The organism is Cupriavidus sp. UGS-1 (genome assembly GCF_021213615.1).
Lineage (GTDB): Bacteria > Pseudomonadota > Gammaproteobacteria > Burkholderiales > Burkholderiaceae > Cupriavidus.
On record NZ_JAJQJF010000003.1, the window covers coordinates 264161 to 283017 of the forward strand.

The 18857-nt window shown below is 68.9% G+C and carries 17 protein-coding genes; 11 read left to right on the forward strand and 6 right to left on the reverse strand.

Annotated elements, in window-relative coordinates; genetic code table 11:
- Positions 1-140 precede the first annotated feature (140 nt).
- Positions 141-1220: a VWA domain-containing protein gene (locus tag LRR16_RS06065; RefSeq protein ID WP_232205170.1), complete on the reverse strand. Its 1080-nt coding sequence runs from the start codon at positions 1218-1220 to the stop codon at positions 141-143.
- A 69-nt stretch (positions 1221-1289) separates the two neighbouring features.
- Here LRR16_RS06065 and LRR16_RS06070 point away from each other — a divergent pair, with 69 nt between their 5' ends.
- Genes LRR16_RS06070 through LRR16_RS06085 form a run of 4 tightly spaced genes read left to right on the forward strand, consistent with a single transcriptional unit; the run spans position 1290 to position 5436 of the window.
- A complete protein-coding gene (locus LRR16_RS06070) occupies positions 1290-2249 on the forward strand; it encodes a S1C family serine protease (RefSeq protein ID WP_232205171.1) in 960 nt (319 codons plus the stop codon).
- A gap of 34 nt (positions 2250-2283) precedes the next feature.
- A complete protein-coding gene (locus tag LRR16_RS06075) occupies positions 2284-3297 on the forward strand; it encodes a MoxR family ATPase (protein WP_023264310.1) in 1014 nt (337 codons plus the stop codon).
- Positions 3275-4330 carry a DUF58 domain-containing protein gene (locus LRR16_RS06080; RefSeq protein WP_232205172.1) on the forward strand — a complete coding sequence of 352 codons (1056 nt, stop codon included), beginning with the start codon at positions 3275-3277 and terminating at the stop codon, positions 4328-4330. The genes LRR16_RS06075 and LRR16_RS06080 overlap by 23 nt, the downstream gene beginning before the upstream one ends.
- Positions 4318-5436 (forward strand): VWA domain-containing protein, encoded by a 1119-nt coding sequence (locus LRR16_RS06085; RefSeq protein ID WP_064575256.1) that lies wholly within the window; start codon positions 4318-4320, stop codon positions 5434-5436. Before LRR16_RS06080 ends, LRR16_RS06085 begins: the two co-directional genes overlap by 13 nt.
- 27 nt (positions 5437-5463) lie before the next feature.
- On the opposite strand, the gene LRR16_RS06090 is transcribed toward LRR16_RS06085, so the two are convergent.
- A complete protein-coding gene (locus LRR16_RS06090) occupies positions 5464-6132 on the reverse strand; it encodes a GntR family transcriptional regulator (protein WP_006578164.1) in 669 nt (222 codons plus the stop codon).
- Positions 6133-6524: 392 nt separating this feature from the next.
- Between LRR16_RS06090 and LRR16_RS06095 the strand changes: the two genes are divergently transcribed.
- From LRR16_RS06095 to LRR16_RS06110, 4 genes are read left to right on the forward strand one after another with little or no spacing between them, the layout of a single operon-like run.
- Complete coding sequence (locus LRR16_RS06095; protein WP_232205173.1) at positions 6525-7772, forward strand: MFS transporter; 1248 nt, start codon at positions 6525-6527, stop codon at positions 7770-7772.
- 11 nt (positions 7773-7783) lie between these two features.
- Positions 7784-8539, forward strand: coding sequence for a LamB/YcsF family protein (locus tag LRR16_RS06100; protein ID WP_232205174.1), 756 nt, complete (start codon positions 7784-7786; stop codon positions 8537-8539).
- Positions 8540-8564: 25 nt separating this feature from the next.
- Positions 8565-10202, forward strand: coding sequence for an urea amidolyase family protein (locus tag LRR16_RS06105; protein WP_232205175.1), 1638 nt, complete (start codon positions 8565-8567; stop codon positions 10200-10202).
- Positions 10203-10228: 26 nt separating this feature from the next.
- A complete protein-coding gene (locus tag LRR16_RS06110) occupies positions 10229-11965 on the forward strand; it encodes a biotin carboxylase N-terminal domain-containing protein (protein WP_232205176.1) in 1737 nt (578 codons plus the stop codon).
- A gap of 30 nt (positions 11966-11995) precedes the next feature.
- Here the strand turns inward: LRR16_RS06110 and LRR16_RS06115 are convergent, their stop codons facing one another.
- Positions 11996-12949: a TIGR03571 family LLM class oxidoreductase gene (locus LRR16_RS06115; RefSeq protein ID WP_232205177.1), complete on the reverse strand. Its 954-nt coding sequence runs from the start codon at positions 12947-12949 to the stop codon at positions 11996-11998.
- A gap of 64 nt (positions 12950-13013) precedes the next feature.
- Positions 13014-14147 carry an alkene reductase gene (locus tag LRR16_RS06120; RefSeq protein ID WP_232205178.1) on the reverse strand — a complete coding sequence of 378 codons (1134 nt, stop codon included), beginning with the start codon at positions 14145-14147 and terminating at the stop codon, positions 13014-13016.
- A 243-nt stretch (positions 14148-14390) separates the two neighbouring features.
- Here LRR16_RS06120 and LRR16_RS06125 point away from each other — a divergent pair, with 243 nt between their 5' ends.
- Positions 14391-16133, forward strand: a complete 1743-nt coding sequence (locus tag LRR16_RS06125) for an ABC transporter ATP-binding protein (protein WP_232205179.1) — start codon at positions 14391-14393, stop codon at positions 16131-16133.
- A 6-nt stretch (positions 16134-16139) separates the two neighbouring features.
- On the opposite strand, the gene LRR16_RS06130 is transcribed toward LRR16_RS06125, so the two are convergent.
- Complete coding sequence (locus LRR16_RS06130; RefSeq protein WP_232205180.1) at positions 16140-16664, reverse strand: helix-turn-helix domain-containing protein; 525 nt, start codon at positions 16662-16664, stop codon at positions 16140-16142.
- A 67-nt stretch (positions 16665-16731) separates the two neighbouring features.
- On the opposite strand from LRR16_RS06130, the gene LRR16_RS06135 reads away from it, so the two are divergent.
- Both LRR16_RS06135 and LRR16_RS06140 read left to right on the forward strand, forming a co-directional pair.
- Positions 16732-17601, forward strand: a complete 870-nt coding sequence (locus tag LRR16_RS06135) for a class I SAM-dependent methyltransferase (RefSeq protein WP_232205181.1) — start codon at positions 16732-16734, stop codon at positions 17599-17601.
- Positions 17594-18112 carry a DUF2938 domain-containing protein gene (locus tag LRR16_RS06140; protein ID WP_232205182.1) on the forward strand — a complete coding sequence of 173 codons (519 nt, stop codon included), beginning with the start codon at positions 17594-17596 and terminating at the stop codon, positions 18110-18112. The genes LRR16_RS06135 and LRR16_RS06140 overlap by 8 nt, the downstream gene beginning before the upstream one ends.
- Before the next feature lie 27 nt (positions 18113-18139).
- On the opposite strand, the gene LRR16_RS06145 is transcribed toward LRR16_RS06140, so the two are convergent.
- Positions 18140-18712 carry a TetR/AcrR family transcriptional regulator gene (locus tag LRR16_RS06145; protein WP_232205183.1) on the reverse strand — a complete coding sequence of 191 codons (573 nt, stop codon included), beginning with the start codon at positions 18710-18712 and terminating at the stop codon, positions 18140-18142.
- Positions 18713-18857 lie beyond the last annotated feature (145 nt).

The following is an 18857-nucleotide window of genomic DNA, read 5'->3' on the forward strand; positions in this document are numbered from 1 at the left end:
GCGTCGTGCCCTCGAAGGTATCGGGCTTGACAAGACCTGATGGGACGGTGCCGTGCCAACTTACCAATTTCTCTACTCCCTTTACCAATTCATCTACAAAAGGTCCCGAGTCTTACCATTTCGTCTACACGACCCAGGCTTCAGCGCCGGAACCACAGCACCGACAGCACGCTCGCCGCCACCAGCAGCAGCACCGCGGCCCCAGCAAACAGCGCGCCGATCTCGGTCTCCCTGCGCTCCAGCGCAAACCGCGTGCTGAGCTGGCGATAGACCTGGCTCAGGTCCGCCTCGGAGCCTGCGTGGAAGTATTCGCCGCCGGTGATCTTTGCCACCGCCCGCAAGGCCGGTTCGTCCAGCTGCATGTAGTAAGACATGGTCGAACCGCTGGCGGCCCCGCCATCCTGCGAGCCGAAGCCGACCGTATAGACGCGCACGCCGCGCTCGGCGGCCATGCGGGCCGCGATGACCGGATCGGGGCCGGTGGTGCGGCGGCCGTCGCTGAGCAATATCACCGCGCCGTGCCGATAGGAGCCGGGCTCCGCCGCAGGCCGGTCGTCGCGCCTCGCGCGCTTTTCGCGATTGCGGGCGGCCTCGGCGGCCGCCGATTCGTCCAGCGATCGGCCCTGGTTCTCCATCAGCTCCGATGCGCTGCCGAACAACACGGACTCCAGGTCGATGCCATCGTCCGGGAACAGCACGGCAAGCGCTTCGATCAGGCCGCTTCCGGTCGCGGTGCCGCGCTGGAGCTGGAAGCGCTCGATCGCCTCGAGCATGTCCTGCCGGTTGTCGGTCGGGCTGAGCACCACCGAGGCCGTCGCCGCGAATGACACGATGCCAAGCCGCACGTTGGCCGGCAGCCCGGTGACCAGATTGGTGGCGGCCTGCTGCGCCGCGCTGAGGCGGGTCGGTGCGACGTCTGTCGCCTCCATGCTGCGCGAGACGTCCATCGCGAGCACCAGCGTGATGGTGTCGGCCGGCAGCGTGATGGTCGCGCTGGGACGCGCGCAGGCGAGCAACGCGGTACCGAGCGACAGCAGGAAGAGCAGGGGAGGGAGGTGGCGCCTAAGCCATTGCCTCGGACCGAGCGCCGCGCGCGGCAGCGCGAGACTGGCGTACAGCAGGGCGGCCTTTCTGCGCCGGGCGAGCACGTAGAAGTAAGCCGCTGCCAGCACGGGAAGCACGAGCAGCAGCCAGAGCATTTGAGGCCAGAGAAACTGCATGCCCTGCTCCTTGGCGCGTGGTTAAGAACGATGGTACTGTAGTTTCCGACGCGTGAACTCGAGGCAGCGATGAAACGGGTGACGATCTACGGAACAGCCTTGGCGGCGATCGCACTCGTCTTCGCCGCGGGCGTCGGCTCCGCCTGGCTGCTGCAGCCGAAACAGCGGGCGCTGACGCAATCCGACATCGATTCCGCCGTGCTCCACACGCTGCACAACAAGGATCTGCCGTCGCGCGCCGCGCGCGCCGCCGAGGCGATCCGCCAGTCGGTGGTCGAGGTCCGCAGCTATCCGGCCGCCGAAGCCCCCGCGGCAAAATCGCGTGCCGACAAGGCCGGGCGCGATCGTCCCGGCAAGCCGCCCGAATCGTCCGCCCCCGCCAAACGCCCGCCCCGCGACGAAACCGCCAAGGGCAAATCGCCAGGAACGCCCGGCACGCCCGGCACCCCGGGTCCCCACGCAGAGAAGGGCGCGCCGGAAGCCTTGCCCGACGGCCGGCACATCGGCACCGGCGTCGTCGTCACCGAGAGCGGCGTGATCCTGACCAACTACCACGTGGTCGCCGGCGCCCGCCGCGTCGAGGTCCGATTCCACGACGGGCATACGGCCGAGGCCACCGTGCTGCAGGCCGTGCCGGAAAAGGACCTCGCGATCCTGCAGCCCAGATCGATTCCCGACGACCTGCCGCCGGCGACGCTCGGCTCCAGCCGCGAACTGGCGCCGGGCAGCGAAGTGGTGGCGGTCGGCTTTCCGTTCGGCATCGGCCCGTCGGTGACGGCCGGCGTGGTGTCGGGGCTCGACCGCCAGTTCGTATCTCCCGACGAGAAGCAGCAGCTGGACAAGCTGATCCAGTTCGACGCCGCCGCCAATCCAGGCAACTCGGGCGGGCCGCTGGTCAACATGAAGGGCGAGGTGGTCGGCATCGTTACCGCCATCCTCAATCCCAACCAGAGCGGCAATTTCCTCGGCATCGGTTTTGCCATCACGATCGAAAGCGCGGGCGGTTCCGTCGGCGCTTCGCCCTTCTAGCCTTCCAGACCTTCCAGATCGGAGCGACAGGCCCATGAACGACCAAGCCCGGGACGCCATCGAGACCGCCAACCTGATGGAACGCCTGCTGTACGAGGTCAAGCGCGTGGTGGTGGGACAGGACCACTTTCTCGAACGGGTGCTGGTGGCGATTCTTGCCGGCGGCCATCTGCTGGTGGAGGGCGTGCCCGGGCTGGCGAAGACGCTGACCGTCAACACGCTGGCCAGAACCATGCGGGGAACGTTCAAGCGGATCCAGTTCACGCCGGACTTGCTGCCCGCCGATCTGGTCGGCACGCGGATGTATCACCAGGGCACCGGCGAGTTCTCCACGGTGCGCGGGCCGGTCTTCGCGAACCTGCTGCTGGCCGACGAGATCAACCGCGCGCCGGCCAAGGTGCAGAGCGCCCTGCTCGAGGTGATGCAGGAAAAACAGGTGACCATCGCCGGCGAGACCCACCGGGTGCCGATGCCCTTCCTCGTCATGGCCACGCAGAACCCGATCGAGACCGAGGGCACCTATCCGCTGCCGGAGGCGCAGGTCGACCGCTTCATGATGAAGGTGCTGGTCGGCTATCCGAGCGAGGACGAGGAGGTCGTGATCGTCAATCGCGTCACCGGTCCGCGGATCGACGTAAGCCCGGTCGCCACGCCCGAGCAGCTGGCCGAGCTGCAGCAGGAATGCCGCAACGTCTATGTCGATCCGGGACTGATCCAGTACGCGGTGCGCGTGGTGTCGGCCACGCGCCGGCCGGCCAGCTACGGGCTCGACGATCTGGACCGCTACGTGACCTTCGGTGCCAGTCCGCGCGCGACCATCGGCCTGATCGAAGGCGCGCGTGCGCTGGCGCTGCTGCGCGGCCGGCACTATGCGGTGCCGGAAGACGTCATCGACCTGGTGCCGGACGTGTTGCGCCACCGGCTGTCGCTGTCCTACGAGGCCATGTCCGACGGCGTCACCGCCGATGCGTTGATCGGCCGCATCGTGCAGGCGATGCCGGTGCCCGAGCGTCCGCTGGAATCCCATGTTCGGGCGGCTGCGCGCTAGGCGCCGGTCCGGCCCGGACCCCGCCTCCGACAAGGCCACCACGCGGGGCGCGCCGCGCGGGGTCGCCGCCAGCCGTACCGACGCCTTGCTGCGCCGGATGGAGTGGACCGTCGTGCGGCGCCTCGACGGCATGCTGCAGGGCGACTACCGGACGCTGTTTCGCGGCTTCGGACTGGACCTGGCCGACCTGCGCGAGTACCAGGCCGGCGACGACGTCCGCCACATCGACTGGAACGTGACCGCGCGGCTGCAGACGCCGCATGTGCGCATGTTCCAGGAGGATCGCGAGATCGCGGTCTGGTTTCTGCTCGATCTGAGCGGCTCCGTCGAGTTCGGCTCGGGCGAGGTCCGCAAGCGCGATCTGCTGAGCGACTTCACCACCGTGATGGCGCTGCTGCTGACGCGCTATGGCAACCGCGTCGGCGCCGTGCTCTACAACGGCGCGGCCGACATGACGGCGTCGGTGGTGCCGGCGCGCGCCGGTCGCCGGCAGCTGCTGCATCTGCTCGACCGCATGCATGCGACGCCCGCCGCCTCGCCCGGCCACACCCGGCTGCGCGGGCTGCTCGACCATGCGCGGGCGGTGGCCCGGCGCCGTTCGGTTCTGTTCGTCGTCTCGGATTTCATCAGCGACCCGGGCTGGCAGGCTTCGCTGGCGATGCTGGCCAGGCGTCATGAGGTCATCGCTGTACGGCTGGTCGATCCACTGGAGCAAGCCTTGCCCGACCTGGGTTTGCTGGTGCTGCAGGACGCCGAGACCGGCGAGCAGATGTTCGTCGATACGCATGATCCGGCCTTTCGCAAGCGCTTCCTGGCGGCCGCGCAGGCGCGCGAGGAAGAACTGCGGCTGGGGTTCGCACGCGCCGGCGTCGATTGCCTGACGCTGTCGACCGACGCGCGCCTGGACCTGGCGCTGCTGGATTTTTCCCGGCAGCGCCGTCACCGGCGGGGCACGGCGAAGGGCACGGCGAAGGGGACGGTGAAGGGTGCATCGAAGGCGGCAGTGAAGCAGGGGGCCGCATGGACGGCGTAAGCGACGCGATCAGCCGGCTGCCCGCTATCAGCTTCCTGTGGCCCAGGATGCTGTGGTTGCTCGCGCTGATTCCATTGCTGGCCCTGGCCTACCTGTGGCTGGACGCGCGCCGGCGGCGAACGGCGGTCCACTATCCGGCGCTGAAGACGGTCGGCTTCGCCAACCGCAGTGTCGCGGGCTGGCGCCGGCACGTGTCCCCGGTGCTGATCCTGCTTGCGCTGACGGCATTGATCGTTGCGATCTCCCGCCCGCATGCGCTGATGGTGCTGCCGTCCCGCATCGAGACTGTGATGCTGATCATCGACCTGTCGGGCAGCATGCGCGCGAAGGACGTTCAGCCGAACCGGTTGCGCGCCGCTCAGCACGCCGCCAAAGGGCTGCTGGAGGCCAAGCCTGCGGGCGTCAGCGTTGGCCTTGTCGCGATGGCGGGGACATCGGCCGTCGCCCAGGCGCCGAGCCGCAGGAAGCAGGACGTGGCCACGGCGATCGACCGCTTGCAGCCGCAGGGCGGCACCGCGCTGGGCAACGGGCTGCTGATCGCGCTGACGGCGCTGCGCCCGCAGGCGACCGAGGATGCCGCGCGCCTGATGGAGGGCGACGCCTCGCCGCTGAAAAAGGGCGGCCCACCGGGCAGCCCGTTCGGCGCGCCGGGTCCTGCGCAGGGGGCGGCGAATTCCGCCGACCCCGAGGCCCCCGCTGGTCCGGGGTCCTATGCGGCCGGCGCGATCGTCGTGTTCTCCGATGGGGAAAGCAACGCCGGCCCGACCGCGGTGCAGGCCGCCGAGCTGGCGGCCACCTACGGCGTGCGCGTCTTTACCGTGGGCGTGGGCACGACCCAGGGCGTCGTACTGTCCGCCGACGGCTGGTCGGCACGCGTCAAGCTGGACGAGGCGGTACTGAAGGAGGTCGCCAATATCACCGGGGCCGAATACTTCCGGCTCGAGGATGCCGCCAGGCTGAAGCAGGTCTATCGCGCGATCAACGCGAAGCTGACGCTCGGCAAGACCGAGCAGGCGGAAATCACCGCGCTGTTCGCCGCGCTCGGCGCGGTGCTGGCCGCCGGCGCGGCGCTGCTGTCGCTGTGGTGGTTCGGGCGCGTGATGTAGCGGCGCGGCTGCGCCATCGGCGCACCTTCAGCGCCCCTTGAAGATCGGATGCCGGGCGCAGGCCGACAGCACGATGCGCTCGGACTGCACCAGATAGTCGTTCAGCGCCGTCGCGCACTCGGCAAGCTTGCCCGACTCGAACAGCTGCAGGATCTGCTGGTTCATCTCGACGTAAGGGCCGTGCAGGAATTCCGGATCTTGCAGCATGCCGAACGCCAGCCGCAGCTCCGCCAGCAGGTGGGAGAACATCACGTTCAGCCGTTCGCTGTCGGCCAGTTCCACGATGGCCATGTGGAACTCCATGTTGGCGGTGCCTGCCCCCTGCCAGTCGCCGCGGTCGCGGCATTGCAACCCCGTTTCGACCGCTTGCCGCATGTGCTTGCGCGCCGGATGGCTGGGGTAGGCCTGCGCGATTGCCTGGCATTCGATCAGGCGGCGAACCCGGTAGATGTCGATGATCGCCGCGATGCTCGGAATGGCCACCGCGACGCCGCGGTTCGGCTCGTGCTTGAGCAGGCCTTCCTTGGTCAGCACGCGGAACGTCTCGCGCAGCGTGTTGCGGGAGATCTGCAGGCTTTCGCTCAGCGCGGCCTCGGACAGCCGCTGCCCCGGCGCGAAGTCGCCATGCAGGATGCGCTGGCGAATCTGCTCGGTGACCCGCTCGGCCAGGTTTTTTACGTCGGAACTGGTTGTCATGTTGGCTGCAAGGGACCGGTCGTCCGGCTGGGGAATCGGGAGGCGCGGCGGGGCGCGCCCGCACCCCGCCGCACGCGTGGCCGGGATTTCGCGCGATGTTACCCCACCTTTGTTCAACAAAATGCCCCTGATTGGTGCTGCGCCGCGGGCTTGCGTGCGGCTAGGTGTATACCAGAATCGATCCTGTTGGATGATTGTTGAACAATCTATCCACGGTGGTTGAGTAATACGTGCATATATATCAACATGGCACGTGCCTTCCTAAACAGCGCTGCGGTGGAGGGGCGGCTGTTTCGATGGTCCGCTCACTGCCTCGACGCCGTCGCGGCAGGGTCGTGAAGACAGCGCGACGAGCATCCCACGTTTCGCCGTTATCCCGAGTGAGCGCAACCATGTGGCTTAAAGAAACAACGCAGGCAGAGCGCAAGACGCTCTTTGCCGCCTTCGTCGGCTATGGGGTCGATGCCTTCGACTACATGATCTACACGTTCATGATCCCCACCTTCATCCTGGTGTGGGGCATGACCAAGGCCGAGGCCGGCTATATCGCGACCGGCGCGCTGATCAGTTCGGCGATCGGCGGCTGGCTGGCCGGCATCCTGGCCGACAAGTACGGCCGCGTGCGCGTGCTGCAGCTGACCGTGCTGTGGTTCAGCTTCTTCACCTTCCTCAGCGGCTTCACGCAGTCGTCCGAGCAGCTGTTCGTGACCCGGATGCTGCAGGGCCTGGGCTTTGGCGGCGAATGGTCGGTCGGCTCGGTGCTGATCGCCGAGATGATCCGCGCCCGCCATCGCGGCAAGGCCGTCGGTCTGGTGCAGAGCAGCTGGGCGGTCGGCTGGGGCCTGTCGGCCATCGCCTTCTGGGCGGTCTACGCGGTCTTCGAGCAGCAATACGCCTGGCGCGTGCTGTTCTGGATCGGCGTGCTGCCGGCGGTCTTCATCCTCTATATCCGCCGCAATATCAGCGAGCCCGAGGTGTATCGCGAGACCAAGGCGAAGCTCGCCGCCACCGGACAGAGCAACAACTTCATGCTGATCTTCAAGCCGGGCGTGCTGCGCGTGACCGTGCTGGCGAGCCTGCTGGCCACCGGCATGCAGGGCGCCTACTACTCGGTGACGACCTGGCTGCCGACTTACCTGAAGATGGAGCGCAACCTGTCGGTGCTGAACACCAGCGGCTACCTGATGGTGCTGATCGCCGGCTCCTTCGCCGGTTACCTGACCAGCGCCTGGCTGTCCGATCACCTGGGCCGCCGCCGGTGCTTCATGCTGTTCGCGGTCAGCGCGGCCATCCTGGTGATCTGCTACACGCAGTTGCCGATTACCGATGCGGCGATGCTGTTGCTGGGCTTTCCGCTGGGCTTCTTCCTGTCGGGCATCTTCTCCGGCATGGGCGCTTACCTGACGGAGCTCTATCCGAGCCATATCCGCGGTTCCGGACAGGGCTTCTGCTACAACTTCGGGCGTGCGGTCGGCTCCGTGTTCCCGGCGCTGATCGGACATATGGGGGCCACGATGTCGCTCGGTGTCGCGATCGGCTATCTGGCGGCCGGCGCCTATGGACTGGTCGTGCTCGCCTGCCTGCTGCTGCCCGAGACGCAAGGACGCGAACTGGTCGGCGAAGCCGAGCCCGCGCATTGAGGTCCGACGCCATGCAAATCGATCTGAACAGCGATCTCGGCGAGAGCTTCGGCGCCTGGCGCATGGGCAACGATGCGGCGATGCTCGACATCGTCAGCAGCGCCAACGTGGCCTGCGGCTTCCACGCCGGCGATCCGGCCGGCATCCTGCGCACGCTGAAGGCCGCCGCGGCGCGCGGTGTCGCGGTGGGCGCGCATGTCTCGTATCCCGACCTGCAGGGCTTCGGCCGCCGCAACATGGACGTGGCGAGCGAGGACCTGATTGCCGACGTCATCTATCAGATCGGTGCGCTGGCGGGCATGGCGGCGACGGTCGGCACGACGGTGCGCTACGTCAAGCCGCATGGCGCGCTGTACAACACCATCGCCAGCGACGAGCGCCAGGCGCGCGACGTGATCGCAGCCATCCGCGCGGTCGACCCCGAACTGGTGCTGGTCGCGCTGGCCGGCTCGCCGCTGGTGGGCTGGGCGCGCGATGCCGGCCTGCGCGTCGTCGCGGAGGCCTTCGCCGATCGCGCCTATACGCCGCAGGGCACGTTGGTCTCCCGCCGGGAACCGGGCGCGGTGCTGCACGATGCCGGCGAGGTCGCACAGCGGATGTTGCGCCTGGTGCGGGAAGGCACGGTGGTCGCCATCGACGGCAGCGTGGCGCGCGTCGAGGCGCAGTCGATCTGCGTGCATGGCGACAGCGAGGGCGCGCTGGAGATGGCACGCGCCGTGCGCGAGGCGCTGGAACGCGATGGCGTGAAGGTGTCCGCGTTCGCCTGAGCGCGGATCGCATCCGGAGATCATCTTGCGTTTCCTGCCCGTTTCCACGAATGCGCTGCTGGTCGAGCTGGCCGGCCTGGAGCAGACGCTGGCGCTGCTGGCCTCGCTGCAGCGCGATCCGTTGCAAGGCGTGGCCGAGCTGGTGCCGGCCGCGCGCACGATTCTCGTGCACTACCGCCCCTGGGCCACCAACGCCGCCGCGCTGGTCCGCGCGATCGCCGCGCGCGACCTGTCGCGGCGCGTCGCGCGCAGCCGTACGCTGATCGAGATCCCGGTCCGCTATGACGGCGAGGACCTGGCCGAGGTCGCGCAGCGGCTTGGCATCACCACCGACGAGGTCGTGCGCCGCCATACCGGCAGCGAATACACGGTCGCGTTCACCGGCTTCGCGCCGGGCTTCGCCTACCTGAGCGGCGGCCATCCGTCGCTGGACGTGCCGCGCCGCCATACGCCGCGCACGTGGATTCCGGCCGGGGCCGTGGGTCTGGCCGGGACCTTCAGCGGCGTCTACCCGAAGGCCAGTCCCGGCGGCTGGCAGATCATCGGCACCACGCCGGTGGCGATGTGGAATCTTGATCGAGAGCCGCCCGCGCTGCTGCAGCCCGGATATCGGGTGCGCTTTGTCGATATCGCGACGCTGGACGATGCCGCGCAGAGCCGCATGACGTCCCTGCACGACCCCGCACCCGCTTCAGGGGCGCAGGGCCCGGAGGGCTTGCAGGGCTCGCAACGCGAATGCGCTCGCGCCGCGGCGCTGAAGGTCAAGGGCACCGGATTGCAGACCGTATTCCAGGACCTCGGCCGCCCCGGCCAGGCCGGGCAGGGCGTGTCGGCCTCGGGCGCATTGGACCAGACCGCACTGAGGATGGCCAACCGTCTGGTCGGCAATCGCAGCGACGTCGCCGCGCTGGAAACCGTCGGCGGCGGCCTGCAGCTGCAGAGCCAGGGCGAGACCGTGCTGGCCGTGACCGGTGCCGATGCGCCGCTGACCGTGCGGGCGGCCGATGGCCGCCAGTGGCGGGTGCCGACGCATCAGGCCGTGGCCCTGGCCGATGGCGACACGTTGAGCGTCGGCCAGCCGGTCGCCGGCGCCCGCTGTTATGTGGCGGTACGTGGTGGCTTTGCCATGGCGCCGGTGCTTGGCAGCTGCGCGACCGACACGTTGGCCGGCATCGGTCCCGCGCCGTTGGCCGTCGGCGATCGGCTGGGTGTCCTGCCCGCGCCGCCGGGCGCCGTGGTCGGCATGCCGGAAGAGCCCGCGGCCGATCTGCCGACGGTCGAACACGACGTGGTGCTCGACGTCGTGCTGGGCCCGCGCACCGACTGGTTCACCCCCGAGTCCGTCGCGCGGCTGGCCGCGCAGCGTTGGCAGGTCACGCCGCAGTCCAACCGCGTCGGCCTGCGGCTGGCCGGCGAGGTGCCGCTCGAGCGCGCCATCACCGGCGAACTGCCCAGCGAAGGCACCGCCCTGGGCGCGCTGCAGGTGCCGCCCAGCGGGCAGCCGATCCTGTTCCTGGCCGACCATCCGCTGACCGGCGGCTATCCGGTGATCGGCGCCGTGGCGCCTCACCATCTGGACCGTGCCGGTCAGATTCCGGTCGGCGCCTGGCTGCGCTTCAACCCGATCGGCCCGTTCCAGGAACTGCCACCATCCGCCGACTGAGCCGGCGCCTTTTACCGAAACTCGCGATGAAGAAAGTCCTGATTGCCAACCGTGGCGAGATTGCCGTCCGCATCATCCGCGCCTGCGCCGACTACGGTGTCGGCTCGGTGGCGGTGTATGCCAACGCCGATATCGACGCGATGCACGCGCGCCTGGCCGACGAGGCTTACGGCCTCGACGGCGACCGTCCCGCCGATACCTATCTGAACATCGCCAAGCTGCTCGACATCGCGCGCCGCAGCGGCGCCGATGCCGTGCATCCCGGCTACGGCTTCCTGTCGGAAAGCGAGGCCTTCGCGCAGGCCGTCATCGATGCCGGCCTGACCTGGATCGGCCCGTCGCCGGCCACGATTGCGCGGCTCGGCGACAAGGTCGAAGCGCGCAAGATCGCGCTGCGCGTCGGCGCACCGCTGGTCGCCGGCACGCCCGAGCCGGTCGCCGACGCCAACGAGGTGCTGGCGTTTGCCGAGCAGCACGGCCTGCCGATCATCATCAAGGCGGCGTTCGGCGGCGGTGGCCGCGGCATGAAGATCGCCTGGCGCATGGACGAGGTCGAGGAACTCTATGCCTCAGCGGTGCGCGAGGCGGTCACCGCCTTCGGCCGCGGCGAGTGTTTCGTCGAGCAGTTCCTCGACAGGCCGCGCCATATCGAGGCGCAGGTCCTCGCCGATCGGCATGGCAATGTGGTCGTGCTCGGCACGCGCGACTGCTCGCTGCAGCGCCGGAACCAGAAGCTGGTTGAGGAGGCCCCGGCGCCGTTCCTCAGCGATGAGCAACGCGAGCGCATCCACGCCGCGGCGCGCGACATCTGCGCGGCCGCGGAATACACCAGCGCCGGTACGGTGGAATTCCTGCTCAGCGCCAGCGGCGCGATCTCGTTCCTCGAGGTCAACACGCGGCTGCAGGTCGAACACCCGGTGACCGAACAGACCACCGGCGTCGACCTGGTGGTCGAGCAATTGCGCGTGGCCGATGGCCTGCCGCTGTCGATCACCGCAACGCCCGCGCCGCTCGGCCATGCGATCGAGTTCCGCATCAATGCCGAGGACGTGGGCCGCGGCTTCCTGCCCACGCCTGGGCCGGTGCGGCGCTTCGACGCGCCGTCCGGCCCGGGCGTGCGCGTCGATTCCGGCGTGCAGGCCGGCTCGGTGGTGCCGGGGACCTTCGATTCGCTGATGGCCAAGCTGATCGTGACCGGTGCCACGCGCGAACAGGCGCTGGCGCGTGCCCGCCGCGCGCTGCGCGAATTCCGCATCGAGGGCGTGGCATCGGTGCTGCCGTTCCATCGCGCCGTGATCGATCATGCCGATTTCGTCGGCAGCGACGGCTTCAACGTCCATACGCGCTGGATCGAGTCGGACTTCGCCGAGCCGCTGGCCGCGGCGGCGCGTGCCGAACCGCAGCAGGACGACGGCCTGCTGCGCACGGCTATCGAGGTCGACGGCCGCCGCATGGTGCTGGGCTTGCCGGCCCAACTGCTGCGCGGTCTGGCAGACGCGCCAGCCGGCTCCGCTGCCGAAGGTACCGCGGGGGCCCAGGTGTCCGCGAGCAACCCCGCCGAACTGCCATCGCCCATCGCCGGCACGGTGCAGGCGTGGAAGGTCGCGCTCGGCGACGAGGTCAAGGAAGGCGATCTGATCGCCGTGATGGAAGCGATGAAGATGGAGATGCAGGTCCACGCGCATCGCGACGGACGTGTCGTGTGGCAGGCGGACGCCGGGACGTTCCTGGCCGCGGGCGCGCGGCTGGCCGAGATTGCCTGAGCGGGCTTGCACGGCCCGGCTGCGGTCGCGTCATGCCGCCTTTGCGTCGGTGACCGGCCGCTCGGCGTCCGCATGGAAATGCGGCAGCACGTAGGCGGCAATTTCCTCCATCGCGTCGCGTACCGGCCGCTGGTTGCGCCGGAAATGCAGGCCGACATGGTGGACGCCGGCCTCGCGCATCGCGTGCAGCTCCTCGATCAGGCCATGGCGGCCGACCGCACCGCCAAAGCGGTGCCGCTGCATCGGGGCATCCGGGTCGGCCAGCAGATCCAGATGGATGAAGCTGATGTACGGCTTGTCGCCGGCAACCTCGCGCCATCGCGCGCTGCGGCGGACATGGTCCTGCGGCGTCCCGGGATAGGCCAGCCAGCCGTCCATATGCTCTCCGGCCCAGCTCGGCGTCTGCTGCGCGAGTCCGGCGACCAGCAAGGGCAGCGGACCGGTGGCGCGCGGCAATAACGCGATGCCGTTCGGCAGTCCGGCGGCGCCGTCGCGCAGCAGCGCCACGTGCTCGCGGAAGTGTTCGCCGCGCTGATCGAAGTCGCGGCCGAAGATCGGATACTCCACGGGCCGATCGCCGCTGGCCACGCCGAGCAGCAGCCGGCCGTTGCTCAGCCGGTCGATCGTCGTCGCGGACTTCAGCGTCAGATGCGGGTCTCGCAGCGGCAGCACGATGGCCGCCGTGCCGAGCAGGATGCGCTCGGTGATGCCGGCCAGGTAGCCGAGATAGGAGAAGGCCTCGAAGACCTGCGCGGCGTCGCCGAAGTGGGGATCGTACAGCGGCACGTCGCGCACCCACAGCGCGCGAAAGCCGGCGCGATCCGCCAGTTGGGCCAGCGCGCGGTGCTCCGACAGATCGGGTTCACCCGGCAGACGTCCGTCGCGCTGGCGCGCCACCTGGCCCGCCGGCGACCAGTCGTTGTCCAGGGGCAGCTCCACGCCGATGCTGAAGCCGCCTGCGGTCAGTGTGTGCAATGCCGACATGGCAGATCCTCCAGGCGGGCATGCGGGCCCGCCTTCCATGCTGAGTCGAAGAAGGGCCGCCGGGTCAGGTGGCCGCGCTGACCGTGCTGACCGCGCTGACCTCGTATTTCGGGTAATCGGTATAGCCCGCGGCGCCACCGCCGAAGTAGTGGGCCCGATTGCCCGGGTTGAGCGGCAGGTCGTGGCGCAGGCGGTAGGGCAGGTCGGGATTGCCGATAAAGCTGCGGCCAAACCCGATCAGGTCGGCCCAGCCCCTGGCAAGCGCTTCCTCGGCGCGCGCCTTGTCGTAGTTGCCCGAATAGATCAGCGTGCCGGGATAGACCTCGCGCAGCGCCTCCTTGAACGCGGCAGGCATCACAGGCGCGTCTTCCCAGTCGGCCTCGGCGATGTGGATGTACGCGACGCCGATTTTGCCGAGCGCGTGGGCGGCCGCCAGATAGGTGGCCTCGGGCGTATCGTCGACCGCGCCCTGCAGCGTCGTCAGCGGGGCCAGGCGCACGCCGATGCGGTCCTTGCCGACGACATCGGTGACGGCCTGCGCGACCTCCTTCAGAAAGCGCAGCCGGTTGTGCAGCGAGCCGCCGTATTCGTCGGTGCGCGCGTTGGCCTGCGAATCGATGAACTGATTGATCAGGTAGCCATTGGCCCCGTGCAGCTCGACGCCGTCGAAGCCAGCCTCCAGCGCGTTTCGCGCAGCTTGCGCGTAGTCGGCAACGATGCCGTGGATCTCGGGGACCGTCAGCGCGCGCGGCGCGGAGTGCTGCACCATCTCGCCGGCGCCGCCGGCCGGCCCCTTGCCTTCCACATCGACGAATACCTTGACCCCTTCGGCCACCAGCGCGGACGAGGACACGGGAGCCGCATTGCCAGGCTGCAGCGAGGTGTGCGACACGCGGCCGACGTGCCAGAGCTGGGCGAACATGATGCCGCCGGCGGCGTGCACCGCGTCGGTGACCTTGCGCCAGCCGGCCACCTGTTCCGGCGTGTGGACGCCCGGCGTCCACGCGTAGCCCTGGCCCTGCTGGCTGATCTGCGTGCCTTCGGAAATGATCAGGCCGGCCGAGGCGCGCTGCCGGTAGTACTCGGCCATCAGGTCGGTCGCCACGCCGCCATCGCCGGCGCGCGAACGCGTCATCGGCGGCATCACGATACGGTTTTCGGTGGTCAGCTTGCCAAGGCGATAGGGTGTAAACAGCATGGGTTCCTCTCGGTTACGGTTGCGGATCGGCGTGGCGGTGGGCCATGCCTATGCCGCGATGAGGCCATTGTGGGCAACGCGTCCGTTCGGAAAAACCCGGTGACCGGCAAATGATTCTTGCGCCGGGGTCAAGGGTCATGCGTGCTTCGGCAAATGCGCGGCGGTATCCTTCGTCCGGGCCGCCGATCAGGCGGCGTCGCATCTGAAGACGTTGAAGACACCGAACAAGACGATGAGGACTGCATGACGGAGTCGAACTCCACCTCCCGACCACCGGCCATCGGCCTCGCAGGCGCGGCGCGCGACCTGTATCGCGCGCTGTGGCGTCATGCGCGCGGCGTGCGGCTTCATTTGATCGGCGCGACGGCGCTGCTCGCCGCCGCGCAGCTGCTGCGGCTGACGATGCCATGGCTGGCCGCCCAGGCGATCAACGCGCTGCAGCAGGACAGCCTCGCCACGGCCGGCCGCTGGATCCTTTATCTGATCGGCGTCTATCTGCTTTCCTGGCTGCTGCACGGCCCGGGCCGCGTGCTCGAGCGCAACGTCGGGGTGCGCGTACGCGAGCGGCTGGGCGATCAACTCTATGCGCGCATCGCCGCGGCGCCGCTGGCCTGGCGCGATGGCCGGCATTCGGGCGAGTTGCAGCACCGCGTGGTGCAATCCAGCCGCGCGTTGTCGGACTTCGCGCAGAACCAGTTCGTCTACCTGCAGAACGCCTTCAATTTCGTCGGTCCGCTGGTCGCGCTGACGTTGCTCTCGCGCACCAGCGGCCTGATCGCCGTCACCGGCTACGTGGTGATCGCGCTGATCATCCTGCGCTTCGACCGCACGCTGATGCAGCTGGCCCGCGCCGAGAACGATGCCGAGCGCCGCTATGCCGCGGCGTTGCTCGACTTTGTCGGCAACGCCGGCACGGTGATCGGGCTGCGCCTGCAGGCGGCCTCGCGCAAGTTGCTCGGCCGCAGGATGGCGGCCGTGATGGCGCCGCTGCGTCGTGCGGTCATGGTCAACGAAGGCAAGTGGTTCGCCGTGGACCTGCTCGGCATGGGACTGACCTGGATCCTGGTGGTGATGTACGTGCTGCAGGAGCGCTCGCCGGGGCAGGCGGTGGCGCTGGGCACCGTCTTCATGATCTACCAGTACGCGCAGCAGGCCGCCTCGGTCGTCGGTTCGATGGCCGCGAACTTCCAGAGCTTCGCGCGGATGCACACCGACTACGGCAGCGCCGAGCCGATCTGGGACGCCCCCGGCGATCCGGACGCCGTGGTGCCGGCCGTGGTGCCCGATGCGCCGTGGCAGACGCTGGAATTGCGCGGCGCCACCGTGCACTATGCCGACGGTTCCCGCGGTGGACTGCACGGCATCGACCTGGTGCTGCGGCGTGGCGCGCGCGTGGCCCTGATCGGCCCAAGCGGCGGAGGCAAGAGCACGCTGCTGCGGACGCTCGCCGGTCTCTATCAACCGCAGCACGGCGAACTGCGGCGCGACGGCGCGGCAGTCGGCTGGACCGAGCTGCGTACGCTGGCCACGCTGATTCCGCAGGAGGCCGAGGTATTCGAGGCGAGCGTCGAGGAGAATCTGACCTTCGGCCTGCCGGTCGATGCGTCGGCGCTGGGCGGCGCCGTGCATACGGGCGGATTCGACGAGGTATTGCACCGCCTTCCCGATGGCCTCGCCAGCGCCATCAACGAGCGCGGCGGCAACCTGTCGGGCGGTCAGCGGCAGCGGCTGGCGCTCGCCCGCGGCGCGCTCGCGGCGCAGGGAAGCTCGCTGCTGCTGCTTGACGAGCCGACCAGCGCGCTCGACCCGCAGGCCGAGGCTCGCGTGTTCGACCGCATGCACGCCGCCTTTCCGTCGGCCTGCATCGTCGCCTCGGTCCATCGGCCGAGCCTGCTGGCGCGGTTCGATTCCGTCGTCGTAATGGAGGGCGGAAAGGTCGTCGATGCCGGCCCGCGCGACGAGGTGCTGGCCAGGCGGGCGCATTGAATCGATTCAAGCATCCTTCCGGCGCCCGGATGTCCGGGGTTTAGCGATCCCGGTTCGCATGGCGGCGGCCCGCCCGCGCGCCGGACCTTCCGCTGTGCTGCCCCCCAGCGCACCGGCCGCCGCCGCGCGCAGCATGCGCCGGAACGTCGGACACTCCAGGTGGCTCGGCGCCGGGCACACCGCGGCATGCCGCAGCCCGTCGCGCATCGCGGTCAGCCGGCGGATCGTGCGATCCAGCTCGTCCGCCTTGGCGGCGAGCCGCGCGCGGTCGATCCGTGGCCGGCCGTCGCTGGCGAACATCAGCGAAATCTCATCCAGCGAGAACCCGGCGGCACGGCCCAGCGCGATCAGCGCCAGCCGATCCAGCACGGCCGGCTCGAACAGCCGGCGCAATCCGCGCCTGCCGACCGACGCGATCAGTCCCTTTTCCTCATAGAAGCGCAGCGTGGAGGCGGGAACGCCAGATCGTTGCGCCACTTCTGCAATGTCCATGTCGGCAGCCCTTGACTTCAAGTTGACTTGAAGTGCCATGATGGCTCGCATGGACGATCAATGCAACGATCGATGCAACGGTCAATGCAACTGCGAGGAGCCGACGATGGACGGAAAACGGCAGGCTTACGACGAACAGGCTGCACTATGGAACGGTGCGGCCGGACAGGGATGGGTAACGGCGCAGCACGTGCTGGACCGGATGTTCGAGCCGATGGAGGCGCTGCTCGTGCAGGCCGTCCGCGACAGCGGCGGCACCGAGGTGCTGGACGTCGGCTGCGGCACCGGCGCCACCACGCTGGCCGTCGCGCGCGACCTGGGCGAGCGCGGGCGGTGCACCGGCATCGACCTGTCGGAGCCGATGATCGAAGCGGCCCGGCATCGCGCCAAGCGGGAGGGCGCCACGGCGCGCTTCCTCTGCGCGGATGCGCAGCGATACGCGTTCCCGCGGGCGAGCTTCGATACGGTGATCTCGCGGATCGGTGTGATGTTCTTCGACGATCCCGTCGCCGCCTTCGCCAATCTGCGCCGCGCCGCGCGCGACGGTGCCACACTGCGCTTCATTGCCTGGCGCGGCGCTGACGAGAACCGATTCATGACGACCGCGGAGAAGGCGGCCGCGCCGTTGCTGCCCGCGCTGCCGGCGCGCGCGTCCGACGGGCCCGGGCAATTCGCGTTTGCCGATGCCGACAAGGTCGGCGGCATCCTGTCGGCCGCCGGATGGGCCGGTATCGGCATCCGTCCGGTCGATCTGGCATGCACCTTTGCCGCGAGCGAACTGCAGCGATACGTAACCAGCGTGGGGCCGCTGGGGCGAGTGTTCGGGACGCTGGATGCCAACGTGCGGGACACCGTCGTCGCGACGGTGCTGCGGGCCTTCGCACCCTACGTCGACGGCGGCGAGGTCCGGTTTACCTCGGCGTGCTGGATGGTCGAGGCGACGGCGGGCTCGCGCGAGGAGCACGGCCATGCATGACAAGCTGCCGCTGCTGGCCGTCGCCATCGGCGCCGGCGCAACGCTGACGATGGACCTTTGGGCCGAGATTCAACGGGTCGGGCTCGGCATGAAGCCGCTGGACTACGGCATGGTTGGCCGTTGGCTGGGCCATATGCCACGCGGCCGTTTTCGACACGAGGCAATCGGTCAGTCGCCGGCGATTCCGGCCGAACGCTGGATCGGCTGGACTGCGCACTACGTGACCGGCATCCTGTTCGCGGCGGCGCTGCTGGCCATCTGGGGACCGCAGTGGGCCTGCCGTCCGACCCTCGGCCCCGCGCTGATCGTCGGGCTCGCCAGCGTGGTGTTTCCCTTCCTGCTGATGCAACCCGGCATGGGCGCCGGCATCGCGGCCCGCCGCACGCCCAAGCCCGGCGTCGCCCGCTTGCGCAGCCTCGTCACCCATGCGGTATTCGGCCTTGGCCTGTACGCGTCGGCCCACGTGATGCTGTTGCTCGACGGGCTGCTGCCGGGCATCTGCGGGGGATGACGCCGACCGCGTCCTGACATTCGCCAATCAACCGGCGGTCGCGGCCACCCCGGCCCCCTGCAGGAAAGCCCGCTCCGCCAGACCCGCCAGCCCGGCGCGGGCAATCCGCCCGCGCCGCTCCCCGTCGAGCAGGCCGATCAGCACCGATGCCCAGATTTCGGTCAGTGCCTGCGCGGTAATGTCGATCCGAAACACACCTTGCTGCTGGCCGCGCAGAAAGAAGGCGTCCAGCTTGCCCTCCCAGTCGGTCTGCCAATCCGACGAGACGCCGGAAACCACCTCCCGCCAGTAATAGATCAGGAACGCCGCCACCTCGCGTTGCTCGATCATGTTCGCATTCAGGCGTCGCAGTGCGTCAAGGGGAGAGGGGTCGTCCAGTTCGGCGCACTGGACGACGTCGGCCAGCACGCGCACGCCATAGTCGATCAGGCGGGAAATCAGTTCGTCGCGTGTCCGGCAGAACCGGTACAGCGTGGCCTTGCTGATGCCGACGGCTTTTGCCAGGTCCTGCAGCGTGCCGCGCGGCTGGTCGACCAGCGCAAGCGCGAGCGCGGCCAGCAGGCGGCTGTTGTCTTCGTTCGATGCGGGGACGGCGGTCATGACAAGGTGAAATCCATTCTTTGTATCTCAAGAAGCACTTTCTGTGGCGTTTGCGGGGACGCAGCGCGTCGGTCCCGGATTATCCGGCAAAACAGGCAACTCCCATACCATATGAATCTTTATTGATTCATATGATGAATGAGCG

Excerpts from the sequence above, each read along its gene's own strand:
- LRR16_RS06140 (WP_232205182.1), top strand. The coding sequence starts at position 17,594 with ATGCATGACAAGCTGCCGCTGCTGGCCGTCGCCATCGGCGCCGGCGCA.
- LRR16_RS06120 (WP_232205178.1), bottom strand. The coding sequence starts at position 14,147 with ATGCTGTTTACACCCTATCGCCTTGGCAAGCTGACCACCGAAAACCGT.
- LRR16_RS06100 (WP_232205174.1), top strand. The coding sequence starts at position 7,784 with ATGCAAATCGATCTGAACAGCGATCTCGGCGAGAGCTTCGGCGCCTGG.
- LRR16_RS06090 (WP_006578164.1), bottom strand. The coding sequence starts at position 6,132 with ATGACAACCAGTTCCGACGTAAAAAACCTGGCCGAGCGGGTCACCGAG.
- LRR16_RS06110 (WP_232205176.1), top strand. The coding sequence starts at position 10,229 with ATGAAGAAAGTCCTGATTGCCAACCGTGGCGAGATTGCCGTCCGCATC.
- LRR16_RS06135 (WP_232205181.1), top strand. The coding sequence starts at position 16,732 with ATGGACGGAAAACGGCAGGCTTACGACGAACAGGCTGCACTATGGAAC.
- LRR16_RS06070 (WP_232205171.1), top strand. The coding sequence starts at position 1,290 with ATGAAACGGGTGACGATCTACGGAACAGCCTTGGCGGCGATCGCACTC.
- LRR16_RS06095 (WP_232205173.1), top strand. The coding sequence starts at position 6,525 with ATGTGGCTTAAAGAAACAACGCAGGCAGAGCGCAAGACGCTCTTTGCC.
- LRR16_RS06115 (WP_232205177.1), bottom strand. The coding sequence starts at position 12,949 with ATGTCGGCATTGCACACACTGACCGCAGGCGGCTTCAGCATCGGCGTG.
- LRR16_RS06145 (WP_232205183.1), bottom strand. The coding sequence starts at position 18,712 with ATGACCGCCGTCCCCGCATCGAACGAAGACAACAGCCGCCTGCTGGCC.
- LRR16_RS06130 (WP_232205180.1), bottom strand. The coding sequence starts at position 16,664 with ATGGCACTTCAAGTCAACTTGAAGTCAAGGGCTGCCGACATGGACATT.
- LRR16_RS06065 (WP_232205170.1), bottom strand. The coding sequence starts at position 1,220 with ATGCAGTTTCTCTGGCCTCAAATGCTCTGGCTGCTGCTCGTGCTTCCC.
- LRR16_RS06085 (WP_064575256.1), top strand. The coding sequence starts at position 4,318 with ATGGACGGCGTAAGCGACGCGATCAGCCGGCTGCCCGCTATCAGCTTC.
- LRR16_RS06075 (WP_023264310.1), top strand. The coding sequence starts at position 2,284 with ATGAACGACCAAGCCCGGGACGCCATCGAGACCGCCAACCTGATGGAA.
- LRR16_RS06080 (WP_232205172.1), top strand. The coding sequence starts at position 3,275 with ATGTTCGGGCGGCTGCGCGCTAGGCGCCGGTCCGGCCCGGACCCCGCC.
- LRR16_RS06125 (WP_232205179.1), top strand. The coding sequence starts at position 14,391 with ATGACGGAGTCGAACTCCACCTCCCGACCACCGGCCATCGGCCTCGCA.